Source organism: Rhodococcus sp. NPDC077669 (assembly GCF_040686915.1).
In the GTDB taxonomy this organism is placed as follows: domain Bacteria; phylum Actinomycetota; class Actinomycetes; order Mycobacteriales; family Mycobacteriaceae; genus Rhodococcoides; species Rhodococcoides fascians.
Genome location: NZ_JBFBMD010000011.1, coordinates 74,882 through 91,543 on the forward strand (window position 1 = coordinate 74,882; position 16,662 = coordinate 91,543).

A 16,662-nucleotide genomic window follows, 5' to 3' on the forward strand; every position below is an offset into this window, starting at 1 on the left:
GCATCGAAGGCCCCGGTTTCGAAAGGGACGGGTCGGCTGCCGCCCCCGGGCCGCCGGATCGGGGCACGGCCCTTCGTGTCGGTGGGTCGTGATTGCATGTCCCGCATGAGCACGGACGGCAGACACGGCGCGACGGTCACCCTCGTCCGTGCACCCAGGGTGGCGCAGCCGGCCCGCCGGTGGACCGATTCCGCTGCCCGGTTGCTGGCGTGGACCCCCGATTCGGCGGCGGAGGCGGCTCAGGGCGCTCCTCGATGGAACCCCTGGCAGGTGCTCGGCGGGCCCGGCTCGGGAAAGACAGCGCTCGTGGCCGACTACGCAGTCTCCCGAATCGTGTCCGGCGATCCGGAATCGGTCCTGGTGCTCACTCAGTCGAAGCGCGCGTCCATCACGCTCCGCGAGCAGATCACCGCCGGTCTGTTCAGCGGCGATCACGCGCTGCGCGCCACGCGCGAACCGCTGGTACGCACGGTGCACTCGTATGCGTTCGCGGTACTCAGGTTGCAGGCCTCCCTCTACGGCAATCCGCCTCCTCGACTGCTGACCGGTGCCGAGCAGGACGCGGTGGTCCGCGAGATGCTGCGGGGCGACATCGAGGACGGAGCGACCGACTGGCCGGATCGATTGCGCCCGGCTCTCGGTACCGCAGGATTCGTCACCGCGGTGCGAGACATGATGCTCCGATCCGCCGAGCGCGGAATCGGACCCGAGGATCTGGTCAAGCTCGGCCGCACGCACGGCAGACCCGAATGGATCGCCGTCGGCAAGTTCGCGGCTCGATACGAACAAGCCATGTTGCTGCGCGGCGCAGTCGGCGTCGAAGCCGCAGGGGCCACGGCACCGGGCCTCGACGCGGCCGAGCTCATCGGCAGCGCACTGATGGCGTTCGCCACCGACCCGGATCTGCTGCGCAGTGAGCGCGCCCGCATCCGGCACCTCGTCGTCGACGATGCACAGCACCTCGATCCGCAAGCTGCGCAGCTGATTCGGCTGATCGGCACCGATACCGAATCGACCGTGATCGCCGGGGACCCCGATCAATCCGTCTTCACGTTCCGTGGAGCGGATCCCACGTTCGTGGCCGATCTGCTCGATGCGGACTCGCCTCGACGGGTGGTCCTGACGCGGAACTTTCGATCGGTGCCTGCAGTGGCGGAACTGACCGACATCGTGGCGGGGCGACTGCCCGGGCTCGGTCGGCACCGCAGTCCCGAGCCGGTGGCCACGGCTCGGTTCGGCGAGCCGGAGGCCCGGGTGCACGTCGTGTCGTCGCCTGCCAAGGAAGCCGCGATCATCTCCGACGCCATGCGACGCGCGCACCTGATCGACGGAATGCCCTGGTCCGAGATGGCGATCGTCGTGCGGTCGGTCCCGCGCACCGTCGCGCCGCTGCGTCGCGCTCTGCACGCGGCCGGTGTCCCCATGATCACCCCGGCTTCGGAGTTGCCGTTGCATCGCCAGCACGGAGCGGTGGGCTTGCTGCTGGTGCTGCGGGCGATCTCCGACCCGTCGTTCGACGGAGAAGATGCGCTGGCTCTACTTTCCGGCCCCATCGGGGGTGCCGATCCGGTAGGTCTGCGGCGGCTGCGCCGAGGTGTCCGCAGACTCGAACTGGCCTCGGGTGGCGAGCGCGATTCGGCCGAACTGCTCAGAGTCGTTCTCACCGGCGAGACGCGAGAGAAGTTCGGGTGGATCACTGGTCTGTCGGACGTGGAAGCGGCACCGCTGCGACGAGCACTGAGCGTCGTTCGTAAGGCGCGAGCGGTGGCTCGGGAAGGCCGCGGAGTCGAGGATGTGCTGTGGGCTGCGTGGCAGGCGTCAGGACTCGAGCGGCGTTGGTCCGCCGCATCCGCGTGGGGTGGATCCGCGGGTGCTCAAGCCGATCGAGACCTCGACGCGGTGGTCGCACTCTTCGACGCCGCGGCGGCCTACGTCGACAGGTTGCCGCGCGCCCAGTTGGGCGGATTTCTCGATTACATTGCGCAGCAACAGATTCCTACCTCGAGCTCGAATCGTTCGACCGCGCCGGCCGATGCGGTGACGCTGCTCAGCGCGCACTCGGCAGCCGGTCGCGAATGGGAACTGGTGGCGGTCGCCGGGGTTCAGGAGGGGCTGTGGCCGGGTCTGCGAGCGCGCGGCAGCCTCCTCGGAACCGACACCCTCGTCGATCTGGTGTCCGGCAAGGTCGACGCGGCTGCGGCCCTCGACGGACGACTGTCGAAAGCTGCACCGCTACTCGCCGAGGAACGCAAGCTCTTCCTCGTGGCGTGCAGTCGCGCGCGCTCCACTCTGCTCGTCACTGCCGTGGACTCGAGCACCGGCGATACCGATCTGGTTCGCTCCCGATTCGTCGACGAACTCCGAGGAGTCGACGGCGACGCAGATCCCGTCCCGCTGCCCGAAGTTTCCGAGCCGCCGACCCCGCACCGGGTGTTGGCATTACCGATGTTGGTCGCCGAGCTTCGCGGGGTCGTCTGCGATCCCGTTGTTGCCGAACATGATCCGGACAAGCGAGCACGCGCCGCGCGGCACCTGGCCACACTCGCCGAGGCCGGCGTCCGAGGCGCACATCCCGACGAGTGGTTCGGGATTGCGGGGCTCAGCACCAGCGAGCCCCTGTGGCACCTCGGCGACGGGCCGGTCCCGCTCTCGCCATCGACGGTGGAACAGCTCACCACCTGCCCGCTGCGCTGGATGCTCGAACGTCACGGAGGAAACGACGGCACCAACACTCACGCCGTCACCGGAACCCTCGTGCACACTCTGGTGCAGGCGGTGGCAGGCCGGATCCCACCGGACCAGCTCAGGCGGGCACTCGAGACGGCGTGGGATGCAGTCGATCTCGGATCACAGTGGTTCTCGCGTCACGAGCTCGATCGAACCGGGGCGATGCTCGACACGTTCGAGAATTGGCTGCAGGGCACCCGAGGCGAGCTCACCGAGGCGGGCGTCGAGGTACAGGTCGACGGCATTCTGGCCGCCCGATCCGAGGACGAGCCTGCGGTCGCCCTGCGCGGCCGGATCGATCGGCTCGAACACGATCCGGACGGCCGCCCGGTCGTCATCGACGTCAAGACGGCCAAAACGGTGATGTCCAAGGAAGACGCGCGCAACCACCATCAATTGGCCACGTATCAGGTCGCCGCTGCCGCGGGTGCGATCGAAGGTGAGCCCGCGGGCGAACCCGGGGGTGCTCGGTTGGTGTTCGTGGCCAAACCGCACAACAAGGACGGCGCGACGCAGCGGATCCAGGAGGTGCCGACACCGGAGAAACTCGAGGAATGGCGAGACACCGTCCACCGGGCGGCCTCGGCGACGCAGGGTCCCGTCTTCGAAGCCAGAGTCAACGACGGGTGCAGACATTGCCCCGTCAAATCCAGTTGCCCGGCCCACGAGACAGGACGGCAGGTGACCGAGCAGTGACCGCCTCGGCGACGCGCAGCGCAACCGTGCGGGTCTCACCCGTCGAACTGTCCCGCGCCCTCGGGCAGAAGCACCCACCCACCGACGAGCAGGCGGCGGTGATCGCCGCCCCACCCGGTCCGACGCTCGTCGTGGCAGGCGCAGGGGCTGGGAAGACCGAGACGATGGCCGCGCGAGTGGTGTGGATGGTGGCCAACGGGTTCGTCGATCCGGATCAGGTACTCGGACTGACGTTCACCCGAAAGGCCGCGCAGCAACTGACGTCCCGAATCCGCGCTCGGCTGGCGCGGCTCGCCGGGTCGGATCTGGTGCGCGCGCTGGATCCGAGTCTGGCACTGCGCGAACGGATTCTCGCCGCGGAGCCGGAGGTGAGCACCTACCACTCGTATGCCGGGCGACTGCTCACCGAGCACGGCCTGTTGCTGCCCATCGAGCCCTCCGCGACGCTGCTGTCGGAGACCGAACTGTGGCAGCTCGCGCATCGTGTGGTCAGCACGTGGGACGGCGATCTCGACACCGACCGAAATCCCACGTCGGTGACGGAGGCGGTACTCGCCCTCTCCGGTCAGCTGGCCGAACATCTGGTGGACCCCGACCAGCTGCGCGAGGCGCACGTGGAACTCGAGAAACTGGTGCACACACTCGGCCCCGGTCCACGTCAACGTGGCGGGCCGACCAAGGAGCTGCTCAACATCCTCGATGCCCAACATCAACGAATCACGTTGTTGCCCTTGGTGGAACGACTCGCGCAGACGCTTCGGCACGAAGGGGCACTGGATTTCGGTTCGCAGATGTCGATGGCGGCGCGGGTCGCGGCCGAACATCGCGAAGTGGGAATCGCAGAGCGGCAACGCTTTCGGCTCGTTCTGCTCGACGAATACCAGGACACCGGTCATGCCCAGCGGGTGCTGCTGTCCTCACTGTTCGGATCCGGTAGCGATGCCACCCTGGCGCTGACAGCCGTGGGCGATCCGATGCAGTCGATCTACGGGTGGCGAGGGGCGTCAGCGGCGAACCTGCCGCGGTTCGCCACCGATTTCCCGCAGGCGGACGGCAGTCCCGCACCGCGGCTCGAACTCCTCACCAGCTGGCGCAACCCGCCCGAGGCACTCGCTCTCGCCAATCTGATCACCGACCCCCTGCGCCGTGTCGGTGTACCGGTGCCGACCCTGCGGGCCCGGCCGGGCGCGGTGCCCGGCGATGTACGGCTGGCCGTCACCGACACCGTCCTCGACGAACGGGAATGGATCGCCGACCGAATAGCCGAGCGCTACCGCGACGCCCTCGAACTGGACCGGCCTCCGCCCAGTGCCGCGGTACTCGTGCGGCGCAACGCCGATGCCGAGCCGATCGCCGAGGTGCTGCGTAGCCGTGGCCTACCCGTCGAGGTGGTCGGGCTCGGCGGATTGCTGCATGTGCCGGAGGTCGCCGACATCATCGCGATGCTGCGTCTGGTGGCCGATCCGACTGCGGGCAGCTCGGCCATGCGCATCCTCACGGGCTCCCGATGGCAGATCGGGGCCGCCGATCTGCGGGCGCTCGCTCAGCGCGCCAGGGAGCTCGAGATTCGGGGCGGCTACGGCACCGCGGGCCGTGTCGACGACCCACAGGCGCTCGACGCCGCGCTCGGAAGTGCCCTGCCGGGGGAACAGTCGGAGCAGGCCGGTCTGGCCGACGCCATCGCCGATCCAGGTTCGGCCGAACGATATTCGGAGGCCGGGCACCGACGCATCACTGCGCTCGCCGGAGAACTACATCTGTTGCGCGACCGTATCGGGCAGCCGCTGACGGAACTGGTCGCCGACATCGAACGCATCATGGGCATCGGGGTCGAAGCGCAGGCGCGGACACCGTTCGGTGTCGATGGTGCAGTCGGGCGCGAGCATCTCGACGAATTCGCCCATGTGGTGGCCGATTACGCCGACAATCCAACGGCCACGGTCACCGGATTCCTGTCGTTCCTCGCGGCGGCAGAGACTGTCGAGGACGGGTTGGCTCCGGGCGAGGTCGAGGTAGCCCCGCATCGAGTACAGGTGCTGACGGTGCATTCGGCGAAGGGCCTCGAATGGGAGGTCGTGGCCGTACCGCACGTGGCGACCGGAGTGTTCCCGTCCTCGAACGCCTCGTCGACCTGGCTCGGGGCGATGGCCGAACTGCCGCCGTCCCTGCGCGGCGACCGCGCTCTCGACGGTGAGGGTTCCGAGGGGGTACCGGTACTCGAGCTCGAGGACCTCTACAACCGAAAGGACCTCGAGGACGCCGTCAAGCGGCACAAGGATGCACTCGCTCGGCGTCGGCTCGCGGAGGATCGTCGACTGTTCTACGTTGCACTCACCAGAACCGAACGGGTGCTGCTGGTCTCGGCGCATCAGTGGGACGAGACGTCCACGAAGCCTCGTGGCCCGTCCGAGTTTCTCGACGAGCTCCACCGGTACACCTCGACGGCCGAGGACGCCGTCGCGGTGGTCGAGCAGTGGGCACCGGCCCCCGAAGCCGGAGCCGTCAACCCGTTGGGGGCAGAGCCGCATACGGCATCCTGGCCGCGAGATCCGCTCGGGCCGAGGCGAGGCGCGATCGAGAGTGGTGCGGCCGACGTTCTGCGGGCCCTGGCCGACAAGGCCGACTCCCACCATGATTCGGACGAAGACGAGGACGAGGACGAGGACGACCCGGAGAAGTGGGGCTTCGACGTCCGGACCTTGCTGGCCGAGCGCTCGGCGCGGGCCGTTGCCGGGGTCGATGTCGCACTACCCGAAAACCTGTCGGTGACTCAGCTGGTCGACTTGGCGGCAGATCCGGATGCGCTCGCCTCGCGACTGCGCCGGCCACTTCCGTTTCCCCCGAATCCGTTGGCGCGCCGTGGAACAGCGTTTCACGCGTGGATCGAGCGACGGTTCGGCGCGACCCGCCTGCTCGATCTCGACGAACTACCGGGCTCCGCCGATACCGGTGCTTCTGCCGATGTGGACCTGGACACTCTTCAGCGGGCGTTCGAGGCCTCCGATTGGGCTCTGCGCAGTCCGGTGGAGGTAGAGGTGCCGTTCGAGACGTCGGTGGCAGGAACAGTGCTGCGCGGTCGGATCGACGCGGTGTTCGCCGACCCGGACGGCGGCTGGACCGTCGTCGACTGGAAGACCGGAGCCGAACCGTCTGCGTCCGAGCAGCAGGCGGTGGCGATGCAGCTGGCGGCGTACCGGCTGGCGTGGGCGGAGTTGATGTCCGTCGGTCGTGCGGAGCCGGTACCGCTCGATCGCGTCCGTGCGGCGTTCCACTACGTCCGCAGCGGTCGTACCATCTCGCCCGAAAAGCTGCCTGACGCAACAGCTTTGGCGGCGCTGCTCGAAGGCCGATCCGTCGTGGACGACATCGACACTACGGTGCCAGTCGACGAGCTTTCAGAGCCTCGGTGACCAGTGGGATCTGCAGGGGGAGACGAGCGATCATGGCGGCCTTCAAGGCCGGTGACGTCTTGGAGCTGCGTACGTACTTCCATGCGAGGTTGATGTTGGCGGGGAAGACCGCGACGAACAGGCCCGCTGCCAACGCACCGCCCACTCGACGGGTGCGGGGTGCGGCCAACGTGGCAGCCACAGCGAGCTCGGCTACTCCCGATACCTGGGTGTACGTCCGCGCCGAACCTGGTAGGGCGGTCGGTACCTGCGCATCGAAGAATTGGGGAGTGACGAAATGGAGTACTCCGGCGCCGGCGAGCAATCCCGCGAGACGCAGCGCTGCGGCCTGACTCGGTCTCTGTGTCATGCACACACCGTGCCACACGGTGCTGCATCCGCCCATCCGGTCCGCTCGAAGCGGTCGGTTGTCGACGCAGAAGCGCGGCATGGGGTTACGCTGCGTGCCGTGAATGATCTCGACTTCGGTGAGCACCTCGGTGGGCGACGTGGGAGGTAGGTTGCGCACGCGCCTGGGGGACAGCGGCGCGTTGACCGACAAGCCCGATTTCGCGCTGGTAGGTGTGCTGAGGGTTCCGGAAATCGAATCCAGCCCGTGGAGCGCGATCTACAAGCGGGTTCTGATGGCGCTGGGAATTCTCTTTCTCGCGGCGTTCGTCGTCTACCTCGATCGCGACGGCTACAGCGACAATCAGAACGGCGAGCTGTCGTTCCTCGACGCGTTCTATTACGCGACGGTGTCGTTGTCGACCACCGGATACGGTGACATCGCGCCGATGAGTCCGTCTGCGCGGCTGGTCAACATTCTGGTCATCACCCCCTTACGAGTCCTGTTCCTCATTCTGTTGGTCGGCACCACGCTGTCGGTTCTCACCGAGCGGTCTCGACAGGCATTCAAAATTCAGCGATGGAGACGCAGCGTGCGCAATCACACCGTGGTCATCGGTTTCGGTACCAAGGGCCGAACCGCAGTCGACGCGATGCTCGGTGACGGAGTGTCGGCCTCGGACATCGTCGTGGTCGACACCGACCAGACCGTGCTCGACGCGGCCTCGGCGATGGGTCTGGTCACCGTCCACGGCTCGGCCACCAAGTCCGATGTGCTTCGGCTCACGGGCGCTCAACATGCCGCGGCCATCATCGTGGCGACCAATCGCGACGACACGGCGGTCCTGGTGACGCTGACGGCCAGAGAAATCGCTCCGAAGGCCAAGATCGTCGCGGCGATCCGAGAGGCCGAGAACACGCACCTGGTGCGCCAATCCGGCGCGGACTCGGTGGTCGTCTCGTCCGAAACTGCGGGTCGGCTGCTCGGAATTGCCACGTCCACACCGTCCGTCGTGGAGATGATCGAGGATCTTCTCACCCCGGAGGCAGGCTTCGCCGTCGCAGAGCGAGAGGTGGAGCGGGACGAGGTGGGCGGTTCACCGCGTCACCTGGCCGACATCGTGTTGGGAGTGGTTCGGGGCGGCAAGCTGTTCCGGGTCGGATCACCCGAGGTCGACGCGATCGAGGCAACCGACCGACTGCTGTACATCCGTCGCGTGGCCGACTGAGCAGGCCCAGTAGGGTCGTGAGCGTGCCGAATTTTCAGCTCGTCCATCCACCTCGACTGTCTCGATCACCGCTCGACCGGGCCGAGGAATTGCGCCGCGACACAGCGGCACTGGCCGCCGGTTGGTCCACGGCTCGCATACTCGACGTGGACGGTCGCGGCAGATTCGCAGTGGACGACGGCGGTCTGGTCTTCGTCGACGCCGCAGACGTGGCCACGGAACCGACCGAGGACGCGGTCTTCCTCGGAATTCATGGCGACCGGCACCTGTGGACCCGACGCGTCGAACTACTTCAGGGCACGCTGGGAGACCTGCGAACCGACGGCGAGCGCCTCGACAGTGTGTCGCTGTCGATGGTCACCGGGGCTCTGGCCATCCTCAATTGGCACGCCAGTGCGCGGTTCAGCTCGCTCGACGGCGCTCCGTCCGTTCCGTCGGCTGCAGGCTGGTCGCGGACCAGCACGTCCTCGGGTCACGAAGAGTTTCCGCGCACCGATCCTGCGGTGATCTGCCTGGTTCACGACGGCGCGAATCGAGTGCTGTTGGCGCGCGCGCCGATGTGGCCCGAACGTCGATTCTCGGTGCTGGCGGGATTCGTCGAGGCCGGCGAATCGCTGGAGACCTGCGTCGCGCGAGAGATCAAGGAAGAAGTGGGGCTGGACGTCTCCGGCATCGAATACCTGGGCAGTCAGCCGTGGCCGTTTCCGCGTTCGGTGATGATCGGCTTCTCGGCCGTCGCCGACCCGGATCAGCCGCTCGCGTTCCAGGACGGCGAGATCGCCGAGGCGCACTGGTTCGAGCGGACCGAGGTCGTCGCCGCCCTCGAACTGGGCGACTGGGGATCGGAGTCGACGTCTCGATTGCTGCTTCCCGGATCCATCTCGATCGCTCGCGGGATGCTGGAGGCGTGGGCAGCGACGACCTGACGCCCGATCAGAGCGACAGAGCGCGCTTGACCTCGGCGAGACTGGGGTTGGTTGCCGTCGATCCGTCCGCGAACTGCACGGTGGGCACGATGTGGTTTCCGTTGTTGACGCTGCCGACGAACTCGGCGGACTCGGGGTTCTGCTCGATGTCGATCTCGGAGTAGGCGATTCCGGCCTCGTCGAGCTGAGTCTTGAGCCGGCGGCAGTACCCGCACCAGGTGGTGGAGTAGACGGTCAGCGCGGCCGGGATCTGTGGGGTGTTCTCGGTAGTGGTCACGCAGACAGTCAACAGCAGGGCGCAGGTGATTGTTCCGTGACGGCGGCCTCGGCGAGTCTCGGCGGCGTCGGGCCCGGACATCGCTGTCGGTAGGCACTGACACAATGGACCCATGGCTGACGACGCGATGACTGCCGGTCTCGATCCGGAGCAATCCGCGGCAGTGCTGGCCCCTCGCGGTCCGGTCTGTGTGCTCGCCGGGGCCGGAACGGGCAAGACTCGCACGATCACTCGACGCATCGCGCATCTCGTATCCGCGGGGCACGTGTCCTCCGGCCAGGTGTTGGCGGTCACCTTCACCGCGCGCGCGGCCGGTGAGATGCGCGGCCGTCTTCGAGAACTCGGAGTCGGGGGAGAGGGACCTCCGGTGCAGGCTCGTACCTTCCACGCTGCCGCGATGCGCCAGCTCAAATATTTCTGGCCACAGGTCGTCGGTGACACCGGGTGGCAGTTGCTCGACCGTAAGTTCACCGTCGTCTCGCAGGCGGCGAACCGGGCCGGCGTGTCCACCTCCACCGACGCCATCCGCGACCTCGCGGGCGAGATCGAGTGGGCGAAAGGCTCGTTGATCGCTCCCGAGGACTACCCGCGCATAGCGGCGAGCAACCGACGCGACGTGCCCATGGACTCAGCCAAGGTCGCTGCGGTGTACGCGGGATACGAAGAACTCAAATCTCGCGGCGGCGACGGCATGTTGCTCGACTTCGACGATCTGCTGCTGCACACCGCCGCGGCGCTCGAAGAGCACTCCTCGGTGGCCGACGAATTCCGCGAACGCTATCGCTGCTTCGTCGTCGACGAGTATCAGGACGTGACGCCGCTCCAACAGCGGGTTCTCGACGCCTGGGTGGGCGATCGTGACGACCTCACCGTCGTCGGTGATGCGAATCAGACGATCTACTCGTTCACCGGAGCGTCCCCTCGCTACCTGCTCGACTTCTCTCGCAAGTATCCCGAGGCCACCGTTGTCCGTCTCGAACGTGACTACCGATCGACACCGGAGGTCGTGTCGTTGGCCAATCGCGTGATCGGTGCCGCGCGGGGTCGCATTGCGGGCACTCGGCTGCAGCTGATCGGTCAGCGTGATTCCGGTCCGGAGCCGGAGTTCTTCGAATACGACGACGAGCCCGCCGAAGCGGACGGAGTGGCACGCGCGGTGAAGAGGTTGATCTCGAAAGGCGTCGAGCCTGCCGAGATCGCAATTCTGTACCGCATCAATGCGCAGTCCGAGGCGCACGAGCAGGCCCTGACCGAGCTGAAGATTCCCTATCAGGTTCGCGGCGGCGAGGGTTTCTTCACTCGACCCGAAGTGCGGCAGGGAGTCAATGCACTGCGCCAGGCTGCTGGCCGAGACGATCTACCCGACGGGTCTCGTTCCGGGGACGGCCTGACCGGTCTGGTTCGGGCCGTGCTGGCTCCACTGGGGTTGACCGCTACCGAGCCGACCGGTGCGCAGGCGCGGGAGAAGTGGGCCTCCCTGGGAGGTCTCGTGCAACTCACCGAGGAATTGTTGGTGCACGACCCCGAACTGACCCTCGACTCACTTCTCGGTGAACTCGCGGCTCGCGCCGAGGCGCGACATCCACCGACGGTGCAGGGCGTGACGCTGGCCTCGCTGCATGCGGCGAAGGGGCTCGAGTGGGATGCAGTGTTCATCGTCGGGCTTGCCGACGGAACGCTGCCGATATCTCACGCGATCGGCAACGATCCCAGTGCGAACAACGAGGCCGCCGTCGAGGAAGAGCGTCGCCTTCTCTACGTGGGTGTCACCCGGGCGCGGGTCCACCTGCACCTGTCGTGGGCCCTGGCCCGTAACGAGGGTGGGCGCAAGTCGCGTCGCCGCTCCCGATTCCTCGTCGGATTGGTGCCCGAGGATTCGCCCGCGTCGCGCATCGCGGCACCCGCGGCCAAGAGGTCGGGGCCCAAGTGCAGAATCTGCGGTAAGCCGCTGATCGGGACGTCGGCCACGATGCTCGGACGATGCGATAGCTGCCCGTCCAACGTGGACATCGCCCTGCTCGACGCGTTGAAGTCGTGGCGCCTGGACAAGTCTCGTGAACTCAAGGTGCCCGCATACGTCGTGTTCAGTGACAACACGTTGACTGCTATCGCGGAACAGCAACCGCAGGACGAGCGTGGACTCGTTGCGATACCGGGAATCGGGGCCAAGAAGCTCGAGCGCTTCGGCGAGGACGTGCTCACGGTGGTGCGGTCCTCCGACCGGTAACCGTCTACCGAACAGACGCCGTAAAACTGCTGGTCAAAAATAACTTGTGCAGATCTCGGCGGGGGGCTTAGTCTGTTTCTCGTGTCGCGGGAGACCGCACACTGCCCAGTCCGCCCACGAGACCAGAACAGGAGCTGAAGAACATGATCGACACATTCGACATCGCCGGTGCAAGAGCAACCGTCGTGCTCAGCCCTGTCTGCGGTGCAACGCCCTTCGGCGATGCGCTGGTCGGTACGCCCGCTGCTGCGGCCGTAGCCGCCGGCTCGGTTGCGCAGACGTGGATTCGTCCCACCGCTTTCGGCCCGATGCACCAGTCCGCATCGGAAGCCCTCGGGTCGAATTCCGCCCCCGGCGTCCTGGCGTTGGCAGCACCCGCTGTGTACACCCATCGACGTCACCGCGCACCACGCGCGTCCGTGTTCGACAGCAGATACCGACTTCACTGTAGGTAGACGCTTCGATTTGCCCACCAGGCCACGGACCCGCACTCGCGGACCGTGGCCTTTGTCGTTCAGGTAGATCCTCTACCCGAGCGTGAGGCCGACATGGTTCGCATCACCCCTCGAACCGATAACGACGCCGCACGAAAAGTAGAGGAGACCGACGTGTCAACCGCCACGATCCGGACGACATGCCGACCAGAGTCCGAAACCGCCTACGCAGCAACAAGTTTCGCCGAATCGGCGGAGCTCGAGCTGTCGGTGCCTTGCCGAGCGGCGAACCCCGACATGTGGTTCGCCGACACCCCTGCCGAATTGGAGCAGGCCAAGGCGCTGTGCGCCGAATGCCCCATCCGCCGAACCTGTCTCAGCGCCGCATTGGATCGCGCCGAGCCATGGGGCGTATGGGGTGGCGAGATCCTGGAACAGGGTGTTGTCATCGCACGCAAGCGTCCTCGCGGACGGCCACGTAAGAACGCGGCATGAAGCTCGATCCGGAGGTCCGGCTTCACCGAGTGATTCACTCGGTGAAGCCGGGCAACCATTCCGTCAGAATTGCCATGTACGGCGCATAGGCGTCGAGCTGCGCGCAGATTCCCACCAGGCCACCCAGTACCCGGAAGATCATCACGTACTCCGGCGGCATGTTCAGCGAGCGAACGGTGCGGAACTGTGCGCTGTTGAAATCGGCTGCGGTGCCTGCCGCTTTCTGCAGCCACGCCCGAGTGAAGTGAAACGACTCGGTGTGAATCGGGTCTGTGAACGGGCGAAGGTAATCGGCAATTTCCTTCTCCGTCACCGTGCGACCCGGCACCACGAAGCCACTTTCGGTGCACAGTTCGACCAGTTCGTCGAACTTGTCGTCACGAGCGAGTGCGACCATCCGGCCGAGGACCGGAGGCAGGCCGTCGGGCATCGGAGCACATGCCCCGAAATCGATGACGCCCATTCGGCCGTCGTCGAGCATCATGAAGTTTCCCGGATGTGGGTCCGCGTGCAACAACTTCGCGCGTGCGGGAGACTCGAACGCGAACCGCGCGAGTAGTTCGCCGGCTCGATTACGCTCGTCCGCAGTTCCGTGCGCGATCACATCGGCCAGGGGTCTGCCCGTCATCCATTCGCTCACAACCACTTTCGGGGCGCTGGCGACGATCTTGGGTACCGCGAACCGAGGATCGCCCGCGAATTCCTTGCTGAAGGCGCGCTGATTGGCTGCCTCGATGCGGTAGTCGAGCTCGTCCTCGGTGCGCGCCGTCAGCTCTTCGAGCACGGGCTTGACGTCCGTACCGGCGAGCACCGTACTGAACAGATTCGCGAAACGAGACAGAGTCTTGAGGTCCGACCGCAAGGCGTCGTCCGCACCCGGATACTGGATCTTGACCGCGACGTCGCGCCCGTCCGCCCACGTAGCTCGGTGGACCTGGCCGATGCTGGCCGAGGCGATAGCGGTGTCGTCGAAACTCTCGAACCGTGATCGCCACGCCGTACCCAGTTGTTGATCGAGTACGCGATGCACCGTCTTGGCCGGCATGGGCGGGCCCTGAGCCTGCAGCTTCGTCAGTGCCTCACGGTAGGGCTCCGAATACTCCTCGGGGACGGCGGCTTCCATCACTGACAGCATCTGACCGAGCTTCATGGCCCCGCCTTTGAGCTCTCCGAGTACGGAGAAGAGTTGCTCGGCTGCTTTGGCGGCCATGTCCGCGTCGATCTCGTCGCGGTTTCCGCCGGCGAGCTTCTTTCCGAAGCCCATCGCGGCACGTCCGGCCATTCCCAGGGGAATGCTGGCTAGTTTCGCGGTACGAGTGGATCCACGGCGCGGTATGTCTGACACAGCTCCATCATGGCTGAACCTTCCGACAAATGCTCGGACCGGTGAAACCCTGGCCTCGACGGCCGAGGTGGGCGGGTGGTCGAGTGACCGTGTCGTCAGTACCAGCAATCGCAATGCGGATGTCGCGTCCACTGTCTTTTGTGCACGGACGTACCGGTGGCCGCGAAACTCAGCTCCATCGTGCAGTCGGTGGTTTCGGGCATCGTTCCGTCCGTGCGATCGATGAGGGTTTCGAGTTGCGCGAACGCGAACGCCGCCGTGGCCAACACCGTGGCGGTACTCGCCTGGCCCACCGTGCCGAGCAGATGTGCGGACAGGTGCGGCCACTCCGGGTCGAGATCACAGCGGGTGAGATCGGCGCAGCGCAGGCAACTCGTCTGTCCGGGCACCACGAACGGGCCGACGATTCCTTTCCCGTCCCGCAGTCGCACCTGCAGGTGCGGGATCCTTTTCCGCACCAGATCGGTCACCAGGCGAGGCTCGGCGACGAGGTCGTCGGTGAGCACGACCACGTCGTACTGCCACGAGTTCACGGCGAGGTGCGGATAGCGTGTCGGGGTCAGGCTCGTTCTGGTCACCGCGACACTGGTGCGCCGCAACCCGGCGGTCAGCGCATCCGAGAGCGGCCCGCGGCCCACGAGATGCACGGAACGAATGTCGCGCAGTTCACTCGACGGAGCGTCCGCGTTGCTCGACGCCGGGCCACTCGTGCCGTGTACGAGCAGGCCCGAATCGTCCAATTCGGCCAGCATCGACGACACTCGGTTCGCGGACAAACCCAACGTCATTGCGTGACAGACGATGTGAGGCCGGGAACGTCCTGCCGCGAGAAGCCGCAGGATCTCGAGTATCGAGCCCGGTTCCGCACCGGGAGGGGGAGTGACGACGACGCTGGTCTCGGGGCTCCACCCCAATTGAACGGTTCCGTCCCGTCGCGGCAGGATGGCCACCGCGGGATCGAGTCGAACGGTCGATGTGATCATGAACCACACTGTGACACTCGGTCCGACGGCAAACGCCCGCTCGGAGCACGTTATCCACAGGGGAAAATAGGCTTCGAGCAGGCGTTCGACGGGACTGACGGCATTGGTGTGCGCCGTCCGGGTTCAGGGTGTGGAAGAGCCCTTGTCCGGATGGTCGTCGCCGTCCTCCGAGGCGTCGTCCGTGCCGTGTTCCGCTCGTTCGGCGGCCTCCTTTGCCTCCATCGCCTCGAGTTGCGCGATGGGGTCGTCGAAGCTGGAGGTGCCGCCGCCGACGACTCGATCGATGAACGCCGCCGGATTGTCCAGGTCGGATGCGTCGGGCAGGAGATCCGGGTGTGCCCACACCCCGTCGCGGCCCTCCACGTCCGCGGCGGCCAGTAGTTGGCGCCACAGATCGGCGGCCTCGCGCACCTTGCGGGGACGCAACTCGAGACCGACCAACGTCGCGAACGTCTGCTCTGCCGGGCCGCCGGAGGCGCGGCGACGGCGAATGGTCTCGGCGAGGGCAACCGCGCCGGGGAGACGGTCGCCGAGTGCGGCCGTGACCACGGTCTCCACCCAGCCCTCCACCAGTGCCAGCAACGTTTCGAGACGTTCGAGAGCGTGCTTCTGCTCGGGTGTGGTCTGCGGCTCGAACGAACCCTGCTGCAGCAGCGCTTCGATCTTCGACGGATCCGTCAGCGCCGACGGGTCGAGCCCGGCAGCGGCTTCCTCGATTGCCGAGAAATCCATGCGGATGCCGCGAGCATATTCCTCGACAGTGGCGAGAACCCGCTGGCGCAGCCACGGGACGTGGCTGTACAGCCGCTGGTGTGCAGCCTCGCGGGCGGCCAGGAACACCAGCACCTCACGCTCGGGCTGTTCGAGACCTTCGCTGAACGACGCGATCGCCGACGGTAGCAACGCGGCCGTGCCCGACGGGCCGAGCGGGAGACCGATGTCGGTGGAGGTCAGGACTTCTTTCGACAGTTGGCCCAGTGCCTGACCGAGTTGCGAGCCGAACGCCATTCCGCCCATCTGGGTCAGCATGCCCATCATCGGTCCGGCCATCTGCTGAGCCTCCGGCGGCAACCCGGAGGTCCACATGCCCGAAATCTGCTCGGCGACCGGATCGCACAGCCGCTTCCAGGTGTCGATGGTGTTGTCGAGCCAGTCGACCGGCGTCCACGCTGCAGTCTTGGTGGCACCGGCAGGCAATGTGGTGGCACCGTCCAGCCAGAGCTCGGCGAGGTGGGCGGCCTCGGTGATGGCCTCACGCTCCCCGGCCGACACCGGGCTGAAATCGCCCATCTGCTGTCGGGCCAATTGCTTGGCGAGGTCGTAATTGACCGGTCCGGCCGACGATCCGCCCGACCCCGCGGCACCCATGCCGCTGAGCATCTGGCCGAACTGGGTGAGCATCTGGCCCAGTTGTGCAGGGTCGAAGCCCTCGGCCCCGAACCCGAAACCGGCGGGGTTACCCGACCCGTCCGGATCCTTCTTCTTGTCCGGGTCGTCGTCGGAAGCACCGAAACCAAAATTGCTCATGGCTCAACGGTACAAGCCATGAGCACTCGGAGCGCGAAAGATCGTCACGCTGACGGCGA

General features: G+C 66.6%; 12 protein-coding genes. 7 read left to right on the plus strand and 5 right to left on the minus strand.

Translation table 11 applies throughout. The features are described from left to right. The first annotated feature begins 105 nt into the window (after positions 1-105). Both AB0P23_RS14975 and AB0P23_RS14980 read left to right on the plus strand, forming a co-directional pair. Entirely contained in the window at positions 106-3,423 is a 3,318-nt protein-coding gene (locus tag AB0P23_RS14975) for an ATP-dependent DNA helicase (protein ID WP_283541551.1), read from the plus strand. Further along, positions 3,420-6,833: an ATP-dependent DNA helicase gene (locus AB0P23_RS14980; RefSeq protein ID WP_283550098.1), complete on the plus strand. Its 3,414-nt coding sequence runs from the start codon at positions 3,420-3,422 to the stop codon at positions 6,831-6,833. The genes AB0P23_RS14975 and AB0P23_RS14980 overlap by 4 nt, the downstream gene beginning before the upstream one ends. Here the strand turns inward: AB0P23_RS14980 and AB0P23_RS14985 are convergent. Beyond that, entirely contained in the window at positions 6,796-7,182 is a 387-nt protein-coding gene (locus AB0P23_RS14985) for a membrane protein (protein WP_032370928.1), read from the minus strand. The two genes, AB0P23_RS14980 and AB0P23_RS14985, sit on opposite strands and share 38 nt — an antisense overlap. 139 nt (positions 7,183-7,321) lie before the next feature. Between AB0P23_RS14985 and AB0P23_RS14990 the strand changes: the two genes are divergently transcribed. Further along, complete coding sequence (locus AB0P23_RS14990; protein ID WP_027496550.1) at positions 7,322-8,389, plus strand: potassium channel family protein; 1,068 nt, start codon at positions 7,322-7,324, stop codon at positions 8,387-8,389. Positions 8,390-8,412: 23 nt separating this feature from the next. Continuing rightward, positions 8,413-9,315 (plus strand): NAD(+) diphosphatase, encoded by a 903-nt coding sequence (gene nudC / locus AB0P23_RS14995; RefSeq protein ID WP_032370929.1) that lies wholly within the window; start codon positions 8,413-8,415, stop codon positions 9,313-9,315. A 7-nt stretch (positions 9,316-9,322) separates the two neighbouring features. Here nudC and AB0P23_RS15000 read toward each other — a convergent pair whose 3' ends face one another. Further along, positions 9,323-9,592 (minus strand): mycoredoxin, encoded by a 270-nt coding sequence (locus AB0P23_RS15000; RefSeq protein ID WP_283541549.1) that lies wholly within the window; start codon positions 9,590-9,592, stop codon positions 9,323-9,325. A gap of 112 nt (positions 9,593-9,704) precedes the next feature. On the opposite strand from AB0P23_RS15000, the gene AB0P23_RS15005 reads away from it, so the two are divergent. The 3 genes from AB0P23_RS15005 (at position 9,705) to AB0P23_RS15015 (ending at position 12,748) form a co-directional block, all read left to right on the plus strand. Further along, positions 9,705-11,819 carry an ATP-dependent DNA helicase UvrD2 gene (locus tag AB0P23_RS15005; RefSeq protein WP_032401402.1) on the plus strand — a complete coding sequence of 705 codons (2,115 nt, stop codon included), beginning with the start codon at positions 9,705-9,707 and terminating at the stop codon, positions 11,817-11,819. 143 nt (positions 11,820-11,962) lie between these two features. Next, on the plus strand, positions 11,963-12,274 hold the full coding sequence (locus AB0P23_RS15010) for a hypothetical protein (protein WP_032366326.1): 312 nt from the start codon (positions 11,963-11,965) through the stop codon (positions 12,272-12,274). A gap of 153 nt (positions 12,275-12,427) precedes the next feature. Further along, positions 12,428-12,748: a WhiB family transcriptional regulator gene (locus AB0P23_RS15015; protein WP_032401423.1), complete on the plus strand. Its 321-nt coding sequence runs from the start codon at positions 12,428-12,430 to the stop codon at positions 12,746-12,748. A 34-nt stretch (positions 12,749-12,782) separates the two neighbouring features. Here AB0P23_RS15015 and AB0P23_RS15020 read toward each other — a convergent pair whose 3' ends face one another. The 3 genes from AB0P23_RS15020 to AB0P23_RS15030 form a co-directional block, all read right to left on the minus strand. After that, positions 12,783-14,093 carry an AarF/UbiB family protein gene (locus tag AB0P23_RS15020; RefSeq protein WP_032366327.1) on the minus strand — a complete coding sequence of 437 codons (1,311 nt, stop codon included), beginning with the start codon at positions 14,091-14,093 and terminating at the stop codon, positions 12,783-12,785. 95 nt (positions 14,094-14,188) lie between these two features. Beyond that, positions 14,189-15,076: a hypothetical protein gene (locus AB0P23_RS15025; RefSeq protein WP_032372873.1), complete on the minus strand. Its 888-nt coding sequence runs from the start codon at positions 15,074-15,076 to the stop codon at positions 14,189-14,191. A gap of 123 nt (positions 15,077-15,199) precedes the next feature. Further along, positions 15,200-16,603: a zinc-dependent metalloprotease gene (locus tag AB0P23_RS15030; protein WP_032366328.1), complete on the minus strand. Its 1,404-nt coding sequence runs from the start codon at positions 16,601-16,603 to the stop codon at positions 15,200-15,202. Positions 16,604-16,662: the final 59 nt, after the last annotated feature.